We start from the raw sequence: 22007 nt of genomic DNA, 5'->3' as shown, positions 1-22007 counted from the left end.
TTTTATTTATAGTTGTCTGATTAGTTTTAGAGATTTCAACTCTATTGATTTATTTCCCGGTATTTTTATAGATCGAACTTTTACAACCTTTATTCCCTGTTGTAATTCAAGTGTGCCTAGTTGTAAAGTTCCCCAATTGGTTTCAGGCGCTTCCTGCGATCGTTCTACCCTGTCGTAATTCGGATATTGTTTGTGTATATATGCCTGATTAATCTTTTTATTTATGATTTGGTCACCAATTTGAATGGAGATTTCTACTCCAACATTTTCCGGTTCCAAAGCATATTGTAATTCGATAGCATATTGTGCTTTTGTTACTACTTCAACCTTCCATTGTGGATAAGCATCTTCACTTGTCCAAAAGTCAATCCAGTCATGTGCCCAGCCATATAAACTATGATATGCAATTCCTGTATGTCTGCGATCCTTTCGGAACTCATAAGGAGGATACAGGTTGGCTTCATGAGCAGGCAATACACTTTTTGGATACTCCTTGTAACCAATAGGAATGGCTTTATTTTCTATCTGATTTAACTGAAGTTCCCCATACCACCTCTGATAATCGTCCTTCAATTGCTGATATATTTCCCGATTTTGCTCCCTAATATTAACTTCCTGATTTGGATCTTTACGAATATCGTATAGAGCTTCACCTACCATGAGGTAAGGATCTGAAAGTACTCTTGATTTTCCTGACCATTCACCAAAGATCTTTCTTTTTTTCATCTCGGAATTGCTTGTGATCAGTTTGGCAAAACTTTCACCATCAATTTTATTTTTAAACTCATAATCTTTCCCTATGAGCTCCAGAATTGTTGGTAACAAATCAATATGTGCCAAAGAAGCTTCTATCTCCTTTCCGTGATCATTAATTTTAGGCCAATTCAAAATGAAAGGCACACGTACACCTCCTTCATCGAGCATTCCTTTTCTTCCCTTTAGTCCATTGTTAAACCTATTGTTTAAAGGTCCATTATCTGATAAAAAGATCACAATAGTATTTTCCTTTTCTTCCAGCTGGTCCAATTTTTCAAGAAGGCGTTGTACATTGTCATCTATATTTTCGCACATTCCGTATATGCAGGCATTAAAGTCATCTACTCCTTTTTGCTTGTATTTATTGAAGTAACGATCCGGCACTTGTAAAGGCGTATGTGGCGTTTGATAAGGAAGGTAACAGAAGAATGCCTTCTCTACAGAAGAGCAATCTTCTATGAACTTAATGGCTTCATTGGTTAAAACATCAGTCAAATAGCCCTCGGTCTGAAAGTCAGCACCATTCTTTTCAATTTTTGTATTGAAATAATTGCTCCAATGCCCTGATGTAAACCCAACAAACTCATCGAATCCCCTTCCTAAAGGATGATAAGGATAATGTGCACCATTGTGCCATTTACCAAATATTCCGGTTCTGTATCCAAAAGATTTAAAGATGTCAGCCATTGTTTCTTCATCAAGTTGCATATCTTCCCTTCCACGGGTAACTCCACTTACCCCGGTTTTTTGATGGTATCTTCCTGTTAATAAACTTGCACGTGTTGGTGCACAAACCGGACTTACATAAAAATGGTTGGCAAACACTCCTGATTGAGCCAGCTGATCAAGTGTTGGTGTTTCCAGCAATGAATTTCCGGTGTGTGATAAATCGCCATAAGCCTGATCATCTGTCACAATCAGAAGAATATTTGGAGTTTTTTCTACAGTATTATTAATGCGATTGCAAGAAAAAATACCAACTAAAAATATCAATAGGATTGTATAGGTGAATCTCTTTTTCATGACTTATATTTTTGCTTCAAATGGGCTTGCAGGAAGGTTTGCTGAGTTTATTAGGTTACAATCGGGATTCGAACTCCAGGCATAACGCACCGCTATAGGTTCAGCAACCATTTTGGAATTTAAAATCACCTTATTTTCGTTGATTTTTGCCTCTGCCCAATGGAAAACACCATCTTTTCCAGCTACCGCAAAGCCTCTTACTTTACCATTATCAGATGTTTTTAACTCCTTGTAACAATTCTCAAATTCTATAATCAGCTTACTATTTTTCCTACTAACAGATTTTAGTGTAGGACCACAAAAAGGAATATTTTCCTTGTATACCTTGTTACGTGCCCAAAGTGCAAGTCTTTTACCAACATCTTGTTTATTGCCAGGGTGAATATCATTTGCATCTCCAAGATCGATGGCAACTGCCATTCCTGTATTCGCTAACTTTTGTGTTTCCCTTTGTGCTTCTCTTAACTCCGACCAGGAATCTTCGACAGGGTGAAGGTTTCTTTTCAGATAAGAAGCTAACTGAACAAAAAGAAATTCAAAGTCATCGCCTCCCCATTGTTTTCTCCAATCAGTGATCAAAGCGGGAAATAGTTCTTTGTATTGATCCGCCCTTCCAACATTACTCTCTCCCTGGTACCAGATCACCCCTCTAAAGGCATAAGGTATTAATGGATGTATCATTCCATTATACAAAACACTAGGCTGATTGGGTTCATTTGGCTTCACAGGAATTGTTTTTACTGACTGTAGATCATAACCCAATTTACACTTCCAATTTTGAGCCAAATCCATTCTAAAGCCATTTTCTCCTGTTAGCGCAAAATGTGATGCTTCTCCCATAAAACCACCAGCTCCACGAAGGTCTGTCAGTCTTATTGTAATTACATTTTTACCCTCTTTAATGATTTTATCGGGTAAGGAATATTTTCTTGGCTCATCCCACACTTTACTTTCTCCTACTTTGTACGCATTAAACCAGGTTTCATCTTCATCATCAGGAGCTGCAATGTGCAAAAACATACTATCTCTAATATCTTCTTTTGAAAGCTGTATCGTTTTTCGAAACCATACGGCTCCATCAACCGGTCCAATTGGTGTACTTTCCACCATTCCAGGCAAATCCATTTTTACCCAATCAGAATCATTCAATTCTGTAGAAGTAAAAATTGTATCTACTCCCTGTATTCCAACATCCAATTTTGCTGATTCCAAAAAAAATGACTTTAGATCCTCGAAATATTTCTTTTCTAAATCTATTTTACTTTGACCAATTGTTTCAATAGCTTGCAATTGTTCATTAAAATCATTTATTTTTTTTAGGCCATTCGAACTTGTCCATGCTTCTGCAACAGTACCACCCCAAGCAGTTTGAATAAGACCAATTGGCATTTGCAAGGAATGTTCCAGATCTCTTCCAAAAAAATAAGCCACAGCTGAAAAATCGGCTACTGATTCCGATGAGCATACTGCCCAACCATTGCTTTTAATGTCTTTTATTGGTTGAAAGCTTGCCATTCTTTCCACCTTAAACAAATGAATATTAGGACAAATCGCTGCAAGTACTTCCTGCTCGGCATTATTCACGTGGGCCCAATTGCTCAACATTGGCATTTCCATATTCGATTGCCCAGAGCAAATCCATACCTCACCCACATAAACCTGTTGAATTACGAGTTCTTCATTTTCAGCCTGTATGATCATCTTATCCGGTCCCCCGTAAACTTCAGGTTTTAATTTTAACATCCATTTTCCATCTGCACCTGAAATTGTACTTTCTGTTTGGTCTCGAAATGTTACAATAATTTTCGTGTTGGGTGATGCTTTCCCAAATACCGGAATCTGTTTGTCCCTTTGAAGAACCATTCCCTCTCCAAACAAAGGTGACATATCGATTTCCTGTGCCATTGAAATGGTATTCAGTAAGGACAATAAGCAGATCAAAATAACGTTGGTATACCTTGTATTTTTCATGAGATAGTAATCTTTATGCTTTTGATTTTAGACGTTGTTTTTTTAGTTCATCCAGTATTTTCAACATATACTTATCGCTCAGTTTATAAAGCAGTATAAATAATGCAGAAACCGCTGCACCAACAGCAGGATAGATACTAATGATCATTTTAATTCCTTTAATCGACTCACTACTTTGTTCTGCATTTGCCTCAAAACCGTAAGCTGCAAGCAACCATCCTGTGATTGCACCACCAAGGGTCCAACCCATTTTCTGTGACATGGATGAAGATGAAAAAACCAATCCCGTTGCACGTCTTCCTGTCTTCCATTCAGAGTAATCTGCAATGTCAGCATACATGGACCATATTAGTGGCAATACAATTCCGGCCGTAATTCCAATAAATATATTCAATAGAAAAATGAGTCCAATCTGATCAGCATTCAGCCAATACAATCCGATACTAAAAACAGAAGCTAAAAGCATAGCCAGTATAAATGTTTTCTTCTTTCCTATTCTGGACGAAACAGGCTTTGCCAACAATACTCCAATCATATTTGTAGCCAACCAAATGGTCATGTAAGCACCAGCAAGTTTATCCCACTTTACCTCGCCAATCATTGGAATACTTTGATCCTTTACAAAATACTTAAAGTAATACATGATACTACCATCGCGCAATGAGTTGAATATTAAAACAGCGATACCTGCCCCCAGCATAATAAACCACTGAGCATTATTCCCCAGATCTTTTATATCTTTCCAGATGGATGTTTTATCGTTTAATGGCTTTACTCTTTCTCTTGTCCATAGGTAAGTCATCACAAAAAAGAAAGCTGCGACTATAGCATATACACTTACAGTATATTGATAACTACTTGCTTCTGAAGAACCCATTTCATTGAAAAAATCCAACAAATAAGGAATGCTAGCCGTCATGAATATACCACCTGAATATGCTCCGATAAATCTAAAAGAAGCCAAAGAAGTACGTTCATTAGGATCATCGGTCATTACTCCCATTAAAGATGAATAAGGTACATTAATGGCAGTGTAAACCATCATCATAAGGGTATAGGTGATATAAGCATAAATTAATTTACCCGATGGCCCTAAAGATGGAGTGGAAAATGTTAGTACGCCAATAATTCCGAATGGAACTGCAACCCACAAGAGATAAGGTCTGAACTTGCCTTTTGAAGTGTTGGTACGATCGGAAATGATTCCCATAAGAGGATCGTTTAATCCATCCCACAAACGGGTCAGTAACAACATTGTTCCAACAGACGCAGGAGACAACTCCACAACATCTGTATAATATATCATAAGGAACATGGAGAAAATTTTCCAAAACATAGAAGAGGCAAAATCCCCAAATCCATATCCTATTTTTTCTTTCAATTGAATTGCCTGATTCATCTTTCTTTTATTTAAGGCATTTTAGAATGAATGGAAAACGACAAGCATTTCCCATTCATCAACTAACTCATCTAACTATAACGCAATCGTGTAATCACTTCCATTAAGGCCCTGCAATTGTGGTAGGAGCATTTCCAGAATCCAACTTTATCTTCAGATTCAATTGGTTCACCGTTCTGGTTGACCCTCCAGTACCATTCACCATTTACTTTATCTACCAAATGTGCTTTGATAAATGTCCAAACCTGGCTCATTTTTCCTAGATATTCGGCTTTATCGTTCCACTCCCAGGCATCCACAAGGCCCACCATAGCTTCTGCCTGTGGCCACCAGTGTTTATCTGTATCTAGTTTTTCATCTTCACGTTCATTAAAAAGCGAAGCATCTTTATCCATTCCTTCATTAATTGTGATATCCACCAATCTTTTGGTAACCTTTTGAATAGAGGCCATTAAATTTGAATCTCCGATTTCTTCTGCTGCTTCATTCATTAGCCAAGCACCTTCTATATCATGTCCATATGAAATAGATGATGAATGTACTGACCAATCCATATCAAAGAAGAGATTGAAGTGTCCTGTATTGGAATCTGTAATTTTATTTACAAACAGATCTAGCAGGGACAACATACTATTTTGAAGTCTATCATCTTTCCAAACACGGTATAGGTTGGTATAGGGTTCCAAAATATGCAAATGGGTGTTCATCGATTTGGGACTATTGGCATCCTTATCGCTAAGACGCATATCTTCTTGCTTTGACCAATTTTGTGTCAAAGCTTCGATATAACCCATGTATTCCTTATCCTGGAACTTTTCCTCCAATATAAAATACAAGCTTTTAGCGTAGTCCAAACACTCCTCATTTTCTGTAATTCTGTAATATTCGGAAAGTGCGTAAATGCCAAATCCTTGCGCATATGCCTGCTTTCTGGTATTTAGTGCATTGCCTTTATAATCAATTGACCAAATTAAACCACCAAACTCTTTATCCCAAAAATGATTGATTAAGTAAAAATAGGCTCGGTTAGCACTTTCAAGGTATTTTTGTTCTCCTGTAAGTCTGTAAGCTGCCGAGAAGGTCCAAAGTATTCTTGAATTAAGCACTGCACCCTTATTTGCTTTTACATCCTTGTTCCCGTAATGATCGATTCGGCTGATGTATCCTCCAAACTCCGTATCTACTGCTTCTGTACTCCAGAAGTGTAAGAGCCTCCTAAGTTCTTCAGACATTTCAGCACACAAGTCATCCAGACCAGGTTCTAGCTGAACTTTAGTTGTTTTATTATGATGTATTTTCATTGATTAGGACTATAATTTTACCAGGTTTTCCTGGTTTTTCTGGATCAGTTCATTGATTGTATCTACTGAATGGTGAGATCTTAGCTTGTCTTGTGGACTATTGATACAATAATCCAATAATTGGTCAATGGTAGAACTTGCCACATGCATTCTTGTATCCGATGAAGCGTAATAGATATAAACCGTACCATTTTCGTCCGTGATCCATCCATTTGAAAAAACTACATTTGATACATCTCCAACCCTTTCCTCTTTTAATGGAGCAATAAAGTGACCATGAGGTTTATGAGTAATAATCCATGGCTTTTCCAAATCGGTAATAAACATGTATAAGGTGTAACGTAATCCAGCCGCCGTATTTCTAACACCATGAGCCAGATGTAACCATCCTTTGTCTGTTCTTATCGGAGCTGGCCCCAATCCATTTTTCACTTCGTAAATTGTGTGATAGGTTTTTGCATCAACAATCAATTCCTCCTTTACTTCTGCACTTTCCATACTTTCGGCCAAACCAAAACCAATTCCTCCACCTTTTCCGGTATCGATAAATCCATCCTGTGGTCTGGTGAACAAAGCATATTTACCTTCAATAAAATGAGGAAACAAAACCACATTTCTTTGTTGTCCTGTTGTAGATATTAGGTCTGGTAAACGCTCCCAGTTTTTCAAATCTTTGGTTCTAACGATTCCAGCAGCTGCAACAGCACTTGATGTATCTCCATCAGGAGCATTAGGATCTTTTCTCTCTGAGCAGAATATGCCATAAATCCATCCATCGTCGTGCTGGGTCAGTCTCATGTCATAAACATTGGTATCTTCCTCTTCACATTGAGGGATACGTATTGGTTGATCCCAAAATCTGAAATTATCGATCCCATTAGGGCTTTCGGCAATCGCAAAAAATGATTTTCTATCGTTACCCTCAACACGCACTGCAAGTAAGTATTTACCGTTCAACTTAATGGCTCCTGCATTAAATGTTGCATTAAAACCGATACGCTCCATAAAGTATGGATTGCTTTCAGGGTTAAAATCAAAGCGCCAGTTTAATGGCACATGATCTCTTGTTAATATTGGGTTTTGGTATCTATTGTATATTCCATTGGTACTGAACTGCTTTTCATTCTTCATTCCCAACAATTCCTCATGCATTTCGCAAATCATTCTTTTTCGTTCTGCAAACATGTTTTTGTTCATAACCGATGTTTTATTTTTTAGTTTGATTGTTTTTTCTCTCTGTTAAAATCTTTTAACAACAAAATATTTGGATGATTTAAAAATTCCCTGGCATCAGGTGCGGCTGCATGATCTTCAGCAGGAAAATAGAAGTGTACTTTTGGATCGCTTCTCCACACCATGGCATAACTTAACTCTTTACTGATTAATGAGTCATTGAGTACTTTACCCAATTTTTGTGTAAACCAAAGCGAGTCTGTCACATTCGACAAACCAGTTTCTGTCAATGCAGAGAGTTTGTTTTTTTCCTTTGCCAGTTCGATGACTACATGCAATTTTTCAATCACCTGCTTCTCTTTGCCTAATTTGAAATCATAATAATTGTCCATTCCCAGAATATCCACGTAGTCATCACCAGGATACCATGTAAGGTATTCCGATTTAGATTTGAAATTTCGGTCGGGTGAATAAGCAACAAGCATGGATGTTAAAGCTTTTTCCTCTCTTAGGTATTGCACGCTAAATTGAAATAGCTCCTTTACCTCTTCTGTGGTACAAGTTTTTGTTCCCCACCAAAACCATGAGCCATCCATTTCATGCCAAGGTCTGAATATAAAGGGAAGCATTTCTCCTTCTTTATTTTGCAATGATTTGAAAAAATCTGCCAGGATATCTAGCTGGTTTTTAAACTGGGAATGATGAGATCCACCAGGTAAAATGTGCTTTACCACAACACTTTCTGTATTCCAGGAGCTTTCCCCATTAATCACTGAGAAAGGGTGCCAACTAAAAGTATTAATACCACCCATTTCGTAGGCTTTAATGGACATTTCTCTCATGTATTCAAATGGGACACTATCCAAATTGTGCGTGTGCTTCATTTCAATGCCTCCCAATTCCCAGCCAAACAGGGCGGGATAATCTCCACTAACTCTCTTTACATCTGATTCTCCTTTGATATAACTCCAGTTCATGCCATAGGCCAAATCGTCCTGGTGACCGAAAAGAATTCCTTTTCCTTTTACGGCTTTCAATTCAATCTCTATTGGATTTTGATTTATACTCTTGTTACAAGAGCATGCAAAAATCAATAATGCAATTAATATCTGTGTTGGATTATTTATCATTTCAAAAAAATTCCGTTTCTATTCGTACACTTTTAAGGCCTTTGTTTCCTCTTGAAACAAGGTATGTGTATTATTCTTAAATTGTATAAAATCCTCTTTTGCAGCTTCTGGACTGCTTCCATTTGGTATAAATAAATCCTCTTGAGCACTCTTCCAGGGAGCGTTAAACCATGCCAACACCCATGCAATTCTGATTTCATTAGCCCCTTCAACAATTGCATCCAAGATGTTCGAGGTCCAGAAATCCGGATCATTACTGATATAGTTGTTTCTATTTCCTGTTTCTGCCAATATGGCAACCTTATTGTGCTCATAGGCAAAAGAACTCAATGATATCAGCTTCGATTTTAAATCGTTTTTATTTGGTTCGTAGATGTCAAAACCTACAAGATCCACATAATTATCGCCAGGATAATAAGATTCATTAAGTTGTCCGTTAGGCGACCAGGCAAACAGCACCCAATTTGTTCTTTCTTTGATATAGTCGGCTGCAATTTGATAAAACTCTATATACAATTCGGCAGAGTGGTTTTTGGTTTTTGTTCCCCACCAGAACCAGTCACCATCCATTTCATGAAATAGTCTGAATACCACAGGGAATCCGAGTTCATTATTGATAATATCCAAAACTTCATCCAGCTCACCATTAAACCATTCTCTTGCACCATTCTGATCATTTACAATATCATAAAGCAATTCTTTGTCGGAAGCAGTTGTAATATCCGAGTAGTATATTTTATTATCGCTTCTGCTCTGCTGATGAAAATCAAAAGTTACGACACTTCCATTCTCGTAGGCATGCTTGGCTTCGCTGATATGAGTTTGTCTTTCCTGATCTGTCTTGTATAGCATGTAATGTGGGTCAATACCGTAAACTCCGGGATGATCTCCTGTAACGTCAAAACAATCAGAGGTTGACAAATCGTGACGAATACTGCCCAATTGAAAAGACAACGGAAATTCCTGTCCAAAAATGAATTGATTGCTATTGGCAATTTTTCCAAGATTTTTAAGCAGATTAATCACTTCCTGATTTGCATCTGGATCTACAGGTTGGTAATTTCCAGCTTCTCTAATATCAATGGTTAAATCATCTGTATCTTTTAATCCTTTTTGATCTGTTACCTCAAGCGTTAAATTATGAATCCCTAAATCGAATTCAATTTCTACAAGCTCACCATTGGCAATCGTTTGACCATTTTCAATCCAGGCATAATCAGCTATTTCTCCTTCTAAATCAGATGACAATGAAGCATCTAGCTCAACCAAAGCTTTGTTAGTAGATTGTTCAACAACAATAACCTTATCATCTCCTGCATTTGCTTTAGGAGCTTGATTGTCCAATTCTGTAATTGTAACAACATAGTCTTTCTCTATTCCACCTGAACCAATCAAATGATAAGTAACTGCACTTGTAAAATCATTTTGGCTTTTGCCCGATTCTTGTTCAATACCATCAACGAATAATTGACTGTTTTCGCTGATATTGAACTCTGCAGTTAGCAAGCTCAAACCTGTTCCGTTCAGAACATCCGCTGATATTGACAGCTCATTTATCGAGAAACTTGTTTCTGGCAATTCCTTGATCTGAAATGTCAATATTTTAGAATCTTTACTGATGACAACAGTATACTCACTTGTGCTTCCATCTTCGGCTTCAACAGTGTAATTCACATTTTTTGAAAAATCATTCTTGGTATAAGAACTGGTTTGAATTGTTTTTCCAACGTATACTTTGGCCTTTTCCGATACTTGAAATACAGCTGTTAAAGATGATAAATTCACTTCATCATCCACCATAGTCTCAATATAGTTATCAGAACCAATACTAAAATCTACATCTAACTCTTTAATCGAAAAACTGATCATCTCTGACAATGGACTTTTCACATCCTCACTATCACTGCAGGATACTCCTAATAGCAAACATATCAAGCCCAACACACAAATTCGTAACATATTTTCAGCTTGTTAATTTTATATATTTCGGGGTCTCAATTCGAAACCCCGAAATCAATTACTTATTCATTGTATCTGGCTCCTTCCGTTATCACCATCTCGTCGATACTGACTCCAATAGGATTCTCACCATTCTTTCCTACAATAATTTCAATTCTATCAAATGGTATATCAGGATTAAATCTCTTTAATGAGGCATAATGTGCTCCAAGCTCGGTACTTCCATCACTCCAGTTTTCCATATCCGTATTGAATAGACTAAACTGAAAGGTGGCCCATTTTCCGTAAGTATTCGGGAAAAACTTTTGAACCATCACCAAATCTTCATCATACTGATACATTCTAACGATCACGTATTGAGAAGTCTCAGAGTTCAGTGCAAACGACAGGTAAGGATCTTCGAAAGCCGATAAATCAACATCCTTTACATCTTTAGAAATGGTTTGACCCCAGTAAGCACCCCAGGCACCTTGCGATCCATCATCTACATAAGTGAAGAACTCATTGCCAACGAAAGCATTTATTTCATCTTTTCTGAAATCCAAGGATGCAATCAAATTGTCACCATTCATAATGTCGGGCCATTCGTTTCTTTCCTCGAAATCCATGATAGAAATTACCGCTGGCTTTGTTGATCCTCCAATTGCATCGCCAATTTCCTGGCTTCCGTCGTATTTTCCTTCAGTTATCTTCACATATGCAATGTCTAAATCCTGGCTTGAACCTGCGTTACCCGCTTTGAAACCTAACTTTGGCATAAAGGCACCGATGTTAAAATCTCCGCCTTCCCAGCTGTCTTCCAAAGGCTGAGAAATGATAACCCACTCACCTCCTGTATTAAAACCATAACCGAAATGTCTCCAATTACCTGCCTGATCTTCCATTTGGAAATATCCTGCACTTCCTTCGGGAGTTCTGATACAAAATGTAAGATATGGATTCACTAATGAGCTTAAATCAGGAATCTCAGTAGCAATCATTTCACCTGTTGCTTTGTCCCAGCCATAACCAGGACCTCTTAAAGAGAAGTATTTCTCTGTTATCCCCAATACATCACCTGTTTCAACAGTAGCTGTACCTTCACCTGAATAGATGTGTGTACCATCCTCGAATCCCCAGATTACAATTTCTTCATAGGTAATAAAAGGATAAATTACATTTACTTTTGTTGCTGTTGGTATCTCATTTTTTGCCAAACTTTTAAAAGCAACGTCAACCAACGATCCAGCTTTTAGGTCAATTCCTGCAACCGAAACTACCAAAGTATTTATGCCGGAGGATATCACGGCTGTTGGCTCCCCATCAACAGTGATTTCCGTTAATAAATCCACATTTTCACCATTGATCGTAAAGGTCAATCCAGTTTGAATTGCACTCACTTCACTTACTGTAGTTACAGGAATAATTGGAACAAACAATTCTGCTGTCTCGAATGATTGGCGATATTCGTTTGTTACGCGAATTGGAGCTCCATCAACAGCCATTGTTCTAGGCACTTCAATAGTCAAAGAAGACTGATCATCTGCTACTTGCAGATTTTTCCCTTCTACTTCACCGAAATACACTTTGCTCACCTGGGTGAAATTCCCTTGTAATGTGATCGTGGCTGAAAGCAGATCGTTGTAGGAACTTACACCTGTAATGGTAGGAACCGGCCAGTCTATGTCGTATTCTGTATCATCTTCGCAAGCGGTAAATGCTCCCAAACAAAGAACCGACATCAATATATATAATAGATATTTCTTCATTTTGTAATAATTTTTACTGATTAGTAACCAGGATTTTGTGTTAAACCAAACGTATTCACATCACCTACAGGAATTGGTAATAATCCAGCGTGACTTGTATAATCCGACTCATAAGGGAGTAAATCGGTTCTTCCCGTTCTTACTAAATCGAAGTAACGAATTCCCTCCATTGCTAACTCCAGTCTTCTTTCTTTCCAAATGGCTTCCAATAAATCGCTTCCAGATTCTACCACCTGTGGTACAGAAGCTCCGGGATACAAATCGTATGTATAAGATGACGTTTGTCCTACAGCTGATCCTAAAGGATAAGTTGAAGCTTCTGCCCTTGCACGAACCATATTCACGTAATCTCTTGCTTCTGATTCCAAACCTTTGTAGTAAGCTGCTTCGGCATGCATCAGCAATACATCGGCATATCTTATTATCCTTTTATTATTCGGTTGGTTGTTATGATTCCCATGACGATTTTCAGGAGCAAGAGCATACTTTCTGTTCAAGCGACATGCTGTTACAAAGTCTTTTGTGCTTTCATGTGATAACGTCCATTCCTGCTTCGACCAAGCCTGCTCTACACCATACAGAACATTAAATTCCTCACCATAAATGGTACACTCTCGTCGTGGATCCGCACTTCCATAAGCATTATACAAATCATCGGTTGGAAGATTAAAACACCATCCCCAATCATCGCGGTTACCCATTTGAACGACAGTTGTATTTCCTACACTCTCGCCCCAATCATTGTTTGTGGTTTTGTGCTGAATTTCAAAAATCGACTCGATATTATTTTCACCTTCAATTTCAAAGTTAGTAGCAAAATTTGCAGCTAGGGCATATTCCCCTGACTCGACAATATCTGAAGTAAGTTCGTACACCTCGTTCCAAATATCTGCGACAGCAACAGGGTAAGATCCAAATGCCAATGCACTATTATAATGGTATGATGTTTCCTGCATTAAAACACGCGCTTTTAATGCTCTGGCAGCACCTTTAGTTACACGACCAAGATCACTTTCGGCATATCTGCTTTTCTCTGGCAACGCATCAATAGCATCGTCCAAATCTGTTTTAATTAAAGCATACACTGCATCTTCTGAGCTTCTTGGCTCTTCCAAATTGTCAACGGAGTAGTCTGCTGTTACTAAAGGCACACCTCCAAATAGAGCAACCAACTTCGAGTAAGAATAAGCTCTTAAAAACTTCGCTTCTCCTATAATTCTCTCCTTTAGTTCAGGATCAAAAGTTGCTGTCGGTAAAGAGTTAATTATTTCATTACACCTTACAATGCCAGTGTATAATAAGGACCATGTTCCGTTTGATACACTATTTCCTGGGTTTGCTTTAAAGGTTCTAATGTGCTCACGATCTACCCAGTCGAATAAATCACTACCGCCTTTTAAGGCGTCATCCGACATGATATCACCGTAAACAAAATACTCATCTTTCGATACTGATGAATAACATGCATTTAATCCTGCCAATGCATTCTCTGGATCATTAAAATAAACCTCTGCTGTTTGTGTTCCCAAATTATCCAGTTCCAACACACTATCGCCACAAGAACTCATTGCAACAATCACCACCAGAGATATATATTTGATTAATTTCATATCTAATAATTTTTGTCTTGATTAAAATGTTGCATTTACTCCAAAATAAATCAGCCTTGGTTGAGGGTAGTTACCCAAATCAACACCAACTCCTAAACTGCTTGCATCAGAGGATGCATCGTGAGTTAAATCTCCAATTTCAGGATCGTATCCGCTATAATCAGTAAATGTCAAAAGATTCTGACCAGACACATATAGTCTTAGTTTATCAATCTTAAACTTTTGGGTTAAAGACTTAGGGAATGTGTACCCCAATTGAACATTCTTTAATCTTAAGTAAGAACCATCTTCTACATAACGGTCAGAGAATTGGGTATTGTTGTTGTTATCCGATAAGGTTACTCTTGGTTGTGAACCATTTGGATTGTTATCAGGGTGAAATCTATCCATTCTACTTGCGTAAGCATTTCTATAATCCTTAACCTCAAGAGCAAAAATATTCATCCCATTTACGATCTCATTTCCATACACACCATAGAAATTACCAGACAAGTCAAATCCTTTGTACTCAACACTAAAGTTTAAACCATAAATAAAGTCAGGGGTTCCAGATCCAAGGTAAGTCCGGTCATCAGCATCAATTACACCATTTCCGTTTCTATCTAAAAATCGAACATCACCTACTTTTGCACTTGGCTGAATAGCACTTCCATCTTTTGAGTGTGCTGCCAATTCTGCCTCTGTTCTGAATATCCCATCTGTCTGATAACCGTAAAAATATGCTATTTCTCTACCAGCTTCAGTTCTGGTTGTATTTCCTAACTTGCTTATATAACCACCATCAATAAATGCTTCAGGATCGGAGTTTAGTTTTCTTACTTCATTTGTAATATAAGAGAAGTTACCACCGATATTGAATCGAACATCACCTATTGTTTTACCATAGTTTGCCGAGATTTCAAAACCTTCATTTCGAACGGTTCCAATATTTGCATTCGGACGATCTTTAGGATAATAACCTGGCAATGCTACACGAGTAATCATATCTTTCGTATCCTTAATGAAGTAATCTGCAGTTACATTCAGATCACCATTCAAAAATCCCATATCCACACCTACATTGGTCGTTTCTACAATCTCCCATTTTAGATCAGGAGTTGGAATATTGGTTGTAGTGCCACCCTTGTATGCAACATCGTTAAATACATAGTACATACCATAGTTTCCGATATTAGCAACATCAGATCCTGCCTGAGCACTGGCCTGGTTACCTACACGTCCCCAACCTGCTCTAACTTTTAAGTTTGAAAATAGTTTCAAATCTTTAATAAACTCCTCTTCTGTAGCTCTCCATGAAGCTCCAAGTGATGGAAAGAATCCCCATTTGTTGTCACCAGAGAATTTATTTGAACCATCGTAACGAGCTGTACCTGTTATCATGTACTTATCCTCAAAAGAGTAAAAAGCTCTAGCAAAATAAGATTCTGTTCCGCCTTCACCTTGCCACGATCCCAATTGCTCTTTATAGGTTTTTGCCAAATTAAGATAACGTAACATTTCTTCTTGAGGTACATTGATACCTGTGCCACTAAAGCCAGCATTCTGATCTTTGGATGACTCATGCCCCAGAGTTGCAATCACCTTATGTTTCTCTGCAAATGTCTTGGAATAATTTAGCAAGTTAATCCAAGTCCAACTGTACCATTCTCCTCTAGCCTCGTACAACTCGCTATCTGTTCTGTAGAAATTTTCATTTAGATAGTAACTTGGTCTGTAATCCTTATTATGTGTGTAACCGCGTGATAGGTTAATAGTTGTCTTAAAGTTAAGATCATCTGTAATATCAATTCCTAACCATCCACGAACACCATATGAATTGGTAGTATTCTCGGCGTATTGCATGTGATCGATCACCAAGCGTGGATTTTGTCCAAAAGTTGTTGGTGTCTCCACTAAATTGCCATTGCTATCAATCCCACTATCCATTGGACTTGTTGTTAAGGCCAATGGAATAGGACCTCCGTACAAACCTTGTGGGAAGTTACCATTTTCTTTGTGAAACAAATCAACCTGTAAACCAACCTGAACTCGCTTATTAAATTGATATTCAGTCTTGGTATTCAACATGTATTTCGTAAAATTTGTGTTTTCTACAACGCCTTCTTCATCATAGTAAGTTCCGCTTACAGAATAGGTTAGTTTTCTATCAGGATTTGCACTTGATTGCATACCACCTCTAACACTAAGGTTGTAGTTTTGCTGTTTTCCCGTCCTAAAGATTTCATCTTGCCAATCTGTACCATGATAATCATTGGCTAAAACATAGTTGATTCTGTTCTCTAGATTAGATGGAATGGAAATACCATCGTTTGCGGCTGCCTCTAAAATTAATTGTCCTTGTTGATTTGCATTTAACAAATCAATTGGATCGGCAACTTCGCCAAGTCCGTAATAAGCATTAAATGAAAACACTGGCTTATCGCTAACCGAACCTGATTTGGTTGTTACAATAATAACCCCATTAGCTCCTTTATTACCATAGATAGCAGTAGCAGAAGCATCTTTTAACACTTCAATACTTTCAATATCCTCTGGAGCAACATGTTCCATATCACTACCTGACGGGATACCATCAATAACATATAAAGGATCTGAGTTGTTTGTACTACCTACACCGCGAATTCTAACTTTCATACCAGCACCAGGATTTCCAGAGCTTTTCGTGATGCTAACACCTGCAACTCTACCCTGCATTGCTTCTACCGGTCTGTTGGATGCCACCTTTTCCAAGTCATCACCGGACACTGAAGCAACAGCACCTGTTAAGTCGCTCTTTTTCATTGTACCATATCCAACCACTACAACTTCATCGAGTCCCACAAGGTCGGTTTTTAATACAACATCTATATTATTCTTCCCTTCTACACCTATTTCCTGGTCGACAAAACCAATAAATGAGAATACAAGAACCTGATCGCTCTCAGAGAGCGAAATCTCATACTGACCATCAATATTTGTTACAGTTCCATTCGTTGTGCCTTTCACAACAACTGTAACACCTGCTAATGGTAATTTGCTTTCATCCAGTACCACACCCGTGACTGTTCTGCTTTGTCCATATGCTGTCCAAAAACAGGATAGAAAGAAAATCATTAAAATAAATCGCAGATTTTTTTTCATAGATTATTACTTTTTTAGTTTAGGTTAGATGAACAAAGCAGAATTATCAAAGCTCATTACATTGGTTTTCTGAATGTTCAACATGCTTTTTAGTTTATAAATACCACTACTTTTTTACTTCTTGTCAATTTCCGGAAATAATTACATGTCAAAAGTAGAAACGTTTGCATAGGGCAACAAGTATTTTTTAATCGTTACATGATACTATTTTATCATTTCAACTAATTGAAATAAAAAAGTAAAACTGTTTTCGTAAACAACTGATCCATTGTACACACCTTCTTTATCATGCATTAACAGTGCAATAATCATGTCTAAGCACTAATAATTCCTATGTTTTTAATGTTAGATTTTAGTACTATTTTATGATACTAAATTGACTTATTTGAATCTTTCTATTGTACTATTTTATCATTTTGCGTAATATTGCAAAAACAAAATGCATGAAAAATCAAATACACCGAGAAATAACCCCTCTGCAGGAAAACGATTGTTTTTTGATATTCGATCGTGAAAGAAATGCATTTACATTTCCTATACATTTCCATCCTGAGTTCGAAATCACCTTTATTCATAATGCCAAAGGAGGTAAACGAATCGTCGGCGATCATATCGCAGAAATACAAGAAAAAGAATTGGTAATGGTAGGTCCTAACCTATATCATGGTTGGGAAAATTATAAAAACACTGGCAAGGAATTATTGCACGAAATCACCATTCAATTTCCGCGCGAATTGTTTGATGATAATATTCTAAACAAAAACATACTAAAGCCTATTCGAGAACTATTTAATAATGCCAACAGGGGAATTCTATTTTCAGCGGATACCATTCGCATGGTTGAGCCAAAATTGTTGGCACTAAGCCAAAAAAGGGGATTTGATAGCTATCTGGCATTTCAATCACTTCTCTACGATCTGGCCATTTCACGTGACCAGCAATTATTGACCAATCTATCTTTTCAAAGGCAAAGTGATTTTCACAATAGCGAAAGAATTGAATTAATATATAAATACGTGCAAGATAATTATCATCACAAAATTAAATTGGAAGATGCTGCTGGTTTGGTTAATATGTCGGTGATCTCATTTAGCAGGCTAATCAAACAAAGAACGGGTAAATCATTTATAGATTTTGTGAATGAAATTCGTTTAGGGATTGCTACACGCTTATTAATAGAAACGAATAAAAGCATTGGGGAAATTTGTTTCGATTGTGGTTTTAACAATATTTCCAATTTCAATAGGATTTTCAAGAAAAAACAGGACTGCACGCCATCTGAATTTAGGATGAATTTTAATGGGATTAAAAATGTTCTCTAAAGGCATTGGACGCTTCATATCCTGACACAACAGACACGCCCTCTTTCAATTCCTAGAAAATCATTATATTTGATTTAAGCTCTGCTCTGAAATGACATGCTGCTAAATAGTGCAAAAACAAGTAAAAAGAACTCAAAATGTCACTATTTGTACCTCACTCAAAACTAATGCATCCATAAAGCCTATAAATACTGATTTTTCGTATTTTAATTACTTTCTGTATCGGGGAAATAACACGAAATCAACATAGCAAAACACAACAACAGCCCTATTTTCATCTTAAAACAGGGCTGTTGCTGTATAAGCTATTCAGTTTTACCATTCAAAATTCGCAAGACCATATCATCAAATTTATTTAGCAGGTCATAATCGCTGGCTGTTTTGTTTGTCAATTTAATGATATTCACCTACTTTAAAACAATACTCTGGCCAACAGTCATTTTCCTAAAACCTTTGCCAAAAGCCAATTCAAATAGTTTCAAACTTCTGTCACAACTGTCATGACCCGAAAATCCAATGCATTTCACACCCTTATTCTTTAAGAGTTCTATATTGTATTGAACATCCTGATCGGATAATCGTTCCCATGGCATTTTATCTACAACGAAGTATTTGTAAATCCATGTGATATTTCGCTTTTCTTCCATCGGAAAATGAAAACCTCCAAGCATGCCATACAATGGTTCTTCAAAAAGGAGATCGGTACGTTGCACTATTTTCTCTATGGATTGATGCCCACAACCGGAAATCAGAACAATGCCTTTCCCTTTTACATTTACAGCCAAAGCTTGTTCGGCGATATCGTTCAAAAAGATTGGTTTGTGGATGATTCCTATTGTTGCCACTCCTTTGGCTATTTTTGTTGGTTTAGGTATGTATTGTGGATGCAATCCGGGATAAGTCATTGGCTTAGGAACATACACCGGCATGTTTTGCAATTCCATTTGATAGTTGCTTAATGAAAAGGTGTTTTCCATGCTCCATTTCGGACCACCAACATGGTCGGGGTGATTGTGGGAGATGACCATCATATCAATCTCATTGATCGATACGCCCAATTTTTCCATATTGTGCAAGAGTGGCGAAGGATGTTTGGTCTTGGGATTCAGTCCCAAATCAAAAAGAATGGTCGTATCGTCAGTTTTTATTAAATAGGCAAGACCATTTTCCCCTTGTAAGCTATCTGAAGCAGTAAACCAATCTATCAAAGGAATGATTTCTAATTTTTCAGTTTCACCAATATCCATTACACTTAAACTGGCCTGGTCGGCTTTCCAAATCGAATCAGCCAGGTGCAAATTCTTTTTGTAAGCATGATACATGCTTTCTGCATCGCCATGCCAGGAAATAAACTTTGCCAACATTGTATCGGCTTTAAGTTCTTGATGCATTCGGTCTATTTCTGCCTGTGTCGCCTTATATTGATCTTGTTGACTAAAGGCATTCAAGAAACATATTAATACAAGTAAACTTAAAATTACTGATTTCATGAAAAGACTGTTTTGATTGGTTATAAAATTTGGTTGATTCATTTAATCAATTTCATTATCCAGAATAAATTCTTCCAGCATCCTGTTAAATTTAAGAGGCTTCTCCATCATTAAAAAATGTCCTACGCTATCCATCTCATAATAGCTCGTATTTGGGAACAAAAATTTCAGGTATTCGACATGGTCTTCTGCAAGTTCTTCATTCTGCGCATAAACCGAGAATGTTGGAATTGTAGTAATGTCTTCTGTCCAGTATTTTTCAAGAAAAAGATTTGTCATCGTGGAAGAACCAACATATTGGGGCGTTTGGGTCATGGTCGACAAGATATATTCTTTTGCCTGTTCAGGGGTATTCACCTTGATAAATTGATCCACAAAAGCTTTCACATTCTGGTTGTAGTTTTTGCCTTGAAATAGATTCACGAATCCGCTCATTTCATGCTTGTAATTCACATATGCAAGACTATCCTTCGGAAAACGCAAATACACACCATCTACATTGCAAATATTAATGTTAATATCGGGATATTGTCTTCCAACTTGCCTGCAAACAGGAAATCCCAAACTATGGCCTATGAGGGTTGTTCTGTTAATGTTGAGTTCATCAATTACCGTTTTCACCGATTTGGCAAACATATCAAGGGTATATTCAATTTGCGGTTTATCACTTTGCCCAAAACCGGGTAAGTCAATAAAAACAAGGCGATAATTATCCTTAAAATAATCAAACTGATTGTCCCAAACTTTTAAATCGCAGCCCCAGCCATGCACAAATACCAGGGTATTTTCGCCATCTCCATGTACTTTGTAATGCACTTGAATACTGTCCATTGTGCTATAATTAGACGATACAGCATCAAGATTTTCAGCTGTATTACAAGACGATAGTATAAAAACCGTAACAATTTGAAGGGCTAATAGTATTTGTTTCATGCTTAGGTGTTTTTTTGGGTTGAAATTCAATAATCGTGTCATCTTGATACAAGTTAGGAAGAAATTACTTTTCTGTTCCACATTCTTATCATACATCCTGGCTAAGCTTTAGGCATAAGGATTTTAAAAACCGTTCATCGGTTCCGCAACAACCTCCTAATATTTTAAATCCGTATTGCTTCTTTAGCACTACCATCTCGTCAATCATCTCATTAAAATCGTTCTGATGCAAGAGGTTGGAATTGTTTAATTCTTCCGGACTTAATACAGAAGCATTGGATTGAATGCCTTTAAACCTAGCTAGTTGTTCACTATTCTTGTTTAAGGGATGCTTTAATGCTTCATGCAGATTTGTAGGATGAATGCAATTTGCCATATAACAGATTGGCTTTGGGTAAACCTCATTGTCAATCATCTTTATGGCTTCCGATAATACAGTTCCATCCATTAAACAACCATCCTTTCTCAGCATAAAACTGATAATATAAGGAAGATTCGTCTCCGACATTGCTTTTGCCATGCCAAGGGCTTCATTCAGCTCGGGCATTATTCCTGCAAACAGGTAATCAACCTCCTGACTTGATAACTGCATGGTTTGCTGGCGATGAAATAAGTAGGCTTCTTCTTTTGAGAGAAGCTTATCTCCGCAATAAGCATCTCCTCTGCATCCAAGCAAAGCTCCAATCAAAATTTTTTCTGAATAATCGCCGTACCCTGCCTTAATGTCATTTAAAAATTTACACGCATCTCCTGTCACATCTTTATCAAAGCAGGATGACAATGTTATCGTTTCTGCATTCACCTTTCGTGTAGGTGTCATCATCATTATGGGAAGGTCGAAGGCTTGCCCAACATTGATGTATTGTTTATAAAAGACTTCTAAAACTTTTGGATTCGTGTAAATTAAACCAGCATGATTGATCATCGCATCCATTCTAATATTAAATTCTGATTTTAGTCGCTCAACCAATGCAGCTTCCGTAACAATCAATTCTGACTGATGATAGATTTTTTCAAATGACATATTCGATTGGCTTTATTTAATCTTATTTCAAGATGCAAATATTCAACG

Annotated in this window: 14 protein-coding genes; 1 reads left to right on the top strand and 13 read right to left on the bottom strand. The window is 37.3% G+C overall.

Annotated elements, in window-relative coordinates:
• Positions 1 to 6: 6 nt before the first annotated feature.
• From ELS83_RS07770 to ELS83_RS07725, 10 genes are all read right to left on the bottom strand, one after another.
• The gene (locus ELS83_RS07770) at positions 7 to 1779 is read right to left on the bottom strand and encodes an arylsulfatase (protein ID WP_171594972.1); all 1773 of its coding nucleotides are present in this window, start codon (positions 1777 to 1779) and stop codon (positions 7 to 9) included.
• Between the two features lie 3 nt (positions 1780 to 1782).
• The gene (locus tag ELS83_RS07765) at positions 1783 to 3750 is read right to left on the bottom strand and encodes a sialate O-acetylesterase (protein ID WP_171594971.1); all 1968 of its coding nucleotides are present in this window, start codon (positions 3748 to 3750) and stop codon (positions 1783 to 1785) included.
• Positions 3751 to 3763: 13 nt separating this feature from the next.
• Positions 3764 to 5149 (bottom strand): MFS transporter, encoded by a 1386-nt coding sequence (locus tag ELS83_RS07760; RefSeq protein WP_171594970.1) that lies wholly within the window; start codon positions 5147 to 5149, stop codon positions 3764 to 3766.
• A gap of 71 nt (positions 5150 to 5220) precedes the next feature.
• Entirely contained in the window at positions 5221 to 6450 is a 1230-nt protein-coding gene (locus tag ELS83_RS07755) for an AGE family epimerase/isomerase (RefSeq protein WP_171594969.1), read from the bottom strand.
• Between the two features lie 9 nt (positions 6451 to 6459).
• The gene (locus ELS83_RS07750; RefSeq protein WP_171594968.1) at positions 6460 to 7647 is read right to left on the bottom strand and encodes a glycoside hydrolase family 130 protein; all 1188 of its coding nucleotides are present in this window, start codon (positions 7645 to 7647) and stop codon (positions 6460 to 6462) included.
• Between the two features lie 17 nt (positions 7648 to 7664).
• On the bottom strand, positions 7665 to 8753 hold the full coding sequence (locus ELS83_RS07745) for a glycoside hydrolase family 26 protein (RefSeq protein WP_171594967.1): 1089 nt from the start codon (positions 8751 to 8753) through the stop codon (positions 7665 to 7667).
• Positions 8754 to 8771: 18 nt separating this feature from the next.
• Positions 8772 to 10712 carry a glycosyl hydrolase gene (locus ELS83_RS07740; protein ID WP_171594966.1) on the bottom strand — a complete coding sequence of 647 codons (1941 nt, stop codon included), beginning with the start codon at positions 10710 to 10712 and terminating at the stop codon, positions 8772 to 8774.
• A 62-nt stretch (positions 10713 to 10774) separates the two neighbouring features.
• Positions 10775 to 12460, bottom strand: coding sequence for a hypothetical protein (locus ELS83_RS07735; protein ID WP_171594965.1), 1686 nt, complete (start codon positions 12458 to 12460; stop codon positions 10775 to 10777).
• Between the two features lie 20 nt (positions 12461 to 12480).
• Positions 12481 to 14070 (bottom strand): RagB/SusD family nutrient uptake outer membrane protein, encoded by a 1590-nt coding sequence (locus ELS83_RS07730; RefSeq protein ID WP_171594964.1) that lies wholly within the window; start codon positions 14068 to 14070, stop codon positions 12481 to 12483.
• A 21-nt stretch (positions 14071 to 14091) separates the two neighbouring features.
• Positions 14092 to 17190, bottom strand: a complete 3099-nt coding sequence (locus ELS83_RS07725) for a SusC/RagA family TonB-linked outer membrane protein (protein ID WP_171594963.1) — start codon at positions 17188 to 17190, stop codon at positions 14092 to 14094.
• 443 nt (positions 17191 to 17633) lie between these two features.
• On the opposite strand from ELS83_RS07725, the gene ELS83_RS07720 reads away from it, so the two are divergent.
• Entirely contained in the window at positions 17634 to 18512 is an 879-nt protein-coding gene (locus ELS83_RS07720) for an AraC family transcriptional regulator (protein WP_171594962.1), read from the top strand.
• A 407-nt stretch (positions 18513 to 18919) separates the two neighbouring features.
• On the opposite strand, the gene ELS83_RS07715 is transcribed toward ELS83_RS07720, so the two are convergent.
• The 3 genes from ELS83_RS07715 to ELS83_RS07705 all read right to left on the bottom strand — a co-directional run bounded on the left by ELS83_RS07715 (position 18920) and on the right by ELS83_RS07705 (position 21959).
• On the bottom strand, positions 18920 to 20002 hold the full coding sequence (locus ELS83_RS07715; RefSeq protein ID WP_171594961.1) for an MBL fold metallo-hydrolase: 1083 nt from the start codon (positions 20000 to 20002) through the stop codon (positions 18920 to 18922).
• Between the two features lie 42 nt (positions 20003 to 20044).
• Positions 20045 to 20935 carry an alpha/beta fold hydrolase gene (locus ELS83_RS07710; RefSeq protein WP_171594960.1) on the bottom strand — a complete coding sequence of 297 codons (891 nt, stop codon included), beginning with the start codon at positions 20933 to 20935 and terminating at the stop codon, positions 20045 to 20047.
• Between the two features lie 88 nt (positions 20936 to 21023).
• A complete protein-coding gene (locus ELS83_RS07705; RefSeq protein ID WP_171594959.1) occupies positions 21024 to 21959 on the bottom strand; it encodes a homocysteine S-methyltransferase family protein in 936 nt (311 codons plus the stop codon).
• Positions 21960 to 22007 lie beyond the last annotated feature (48 nt).

The organism is Marinifilum caeruleilacunae (assembly GCF_013141825.1).
GTDB classification, from domain to species: domain Bacteria; phylum Bacteroidota; class Bacteroidia; order Bacteroidales; family Marinifilaceae; genus Marinifilum; species Marinifilum caeruleilacunae.
Note: the sequence above shows the minus strand (reverse complement) of the source record. Positions and strands in the feature narration are given on the sequence as shown.

Bases quoted from the DNA above. Each gene is read 5' to 3' on its own strand.
- ELS83_RS07770 (WP_171594972.1), bottom strand. From the start codon at position 1,779: ATGAAAAAGAGATTCACCTATACAATCCTATTGATATTTTTAGTTGGT.
- ELS83_RS07765 (WP_171594971.1), bottom strand. From the start codon at position 3,750: ATGAAAAATACAAGGTATACCAACGTTATTTTGATCTGCTTATTGTCC.
- ELS83_RS07760 (WP_171594970.1), bottom strand. From the start codon at position 5,149: ATGAATCAGGCAATTCAATTGAAAGAAAAAATAGGATATGGATTTGGG.
- ELS83_RS07755 (WP_171594969.1), bottom strand. From the start codon at position 6,450: ATGAAAATACATCATAATAAAACAACTAAAGTTCAGCTAGAACCTGGT.
- ELS83_RS07750 (WP_171594968.1), bottom strand. From the start codon at position 7,647: ATGAACAAAAACATGTTTGCAGAACGAAAAAGAATGATTTGCGAAATG.
- ELS83_RS07745 (WP_171594967.1), bottom strand. From the start codon at position 8,753: ATGATAAATAATCCAACACAGATATTAATTGCATTATTGATTTTTGCA.
- ELS83_RS07740 (WP_171594966.1), bottom strand. From the start codon at position 10,712: ATGTTACGAATTTGTGTGTTGGGCTTGATATGTTTGCTATTAGGAGTA.
- ELS83_RS07735 (WP_171594965.1), bottom strand. From the start codon at position 12,460: ATGAAGAAATATCTATTATATATATTGATGTCGGTTCTTTGTTTGGGA.
- ELS83_RS07730 (WP_171594964.1), bottom strand. From the start codon at position 14,070: ATGAAATTAATCAAATATATATCTCTGGTGGTGATTGTTGCAATGAGT.
- ELS83_RS07725 (WP_171594963.1), bottom strand. From the start codon at position 17,190: ATGAAAAAAAATCTGCGATTTATTTTAATGATTTTCTTTCTATCCTGT.
- ELS83_RS07720 (WP_171594962.1), top strand. From the start codon at position 17,634: ATGAAAAATCAAATACACCGAGAAATAACCCCTCTGCAGGAAAACGAT.
- ELS83_RS07715 (WP_171594961.1), bottom strand. From the start codon at position 20,002: ATGAAATCAGTAATTTTAAGTTTACTTGTATTAATATGTTTCTTGAAT.
- ELS83_RS07710 (WP_171594960.1), bottom strand. From the start codon at position 20,935: ATGAAACAAATACTATTAGCCCTTCAAATTGTTACGGTTTTTATACTA.
- ELS83_RS07705 (WP_171594959.1), bottom strand. From the start codon at position 21,959: ATGTCATTTGAAAAAATCTATCATCAGTCAGAATTGATTGTTACGGAA.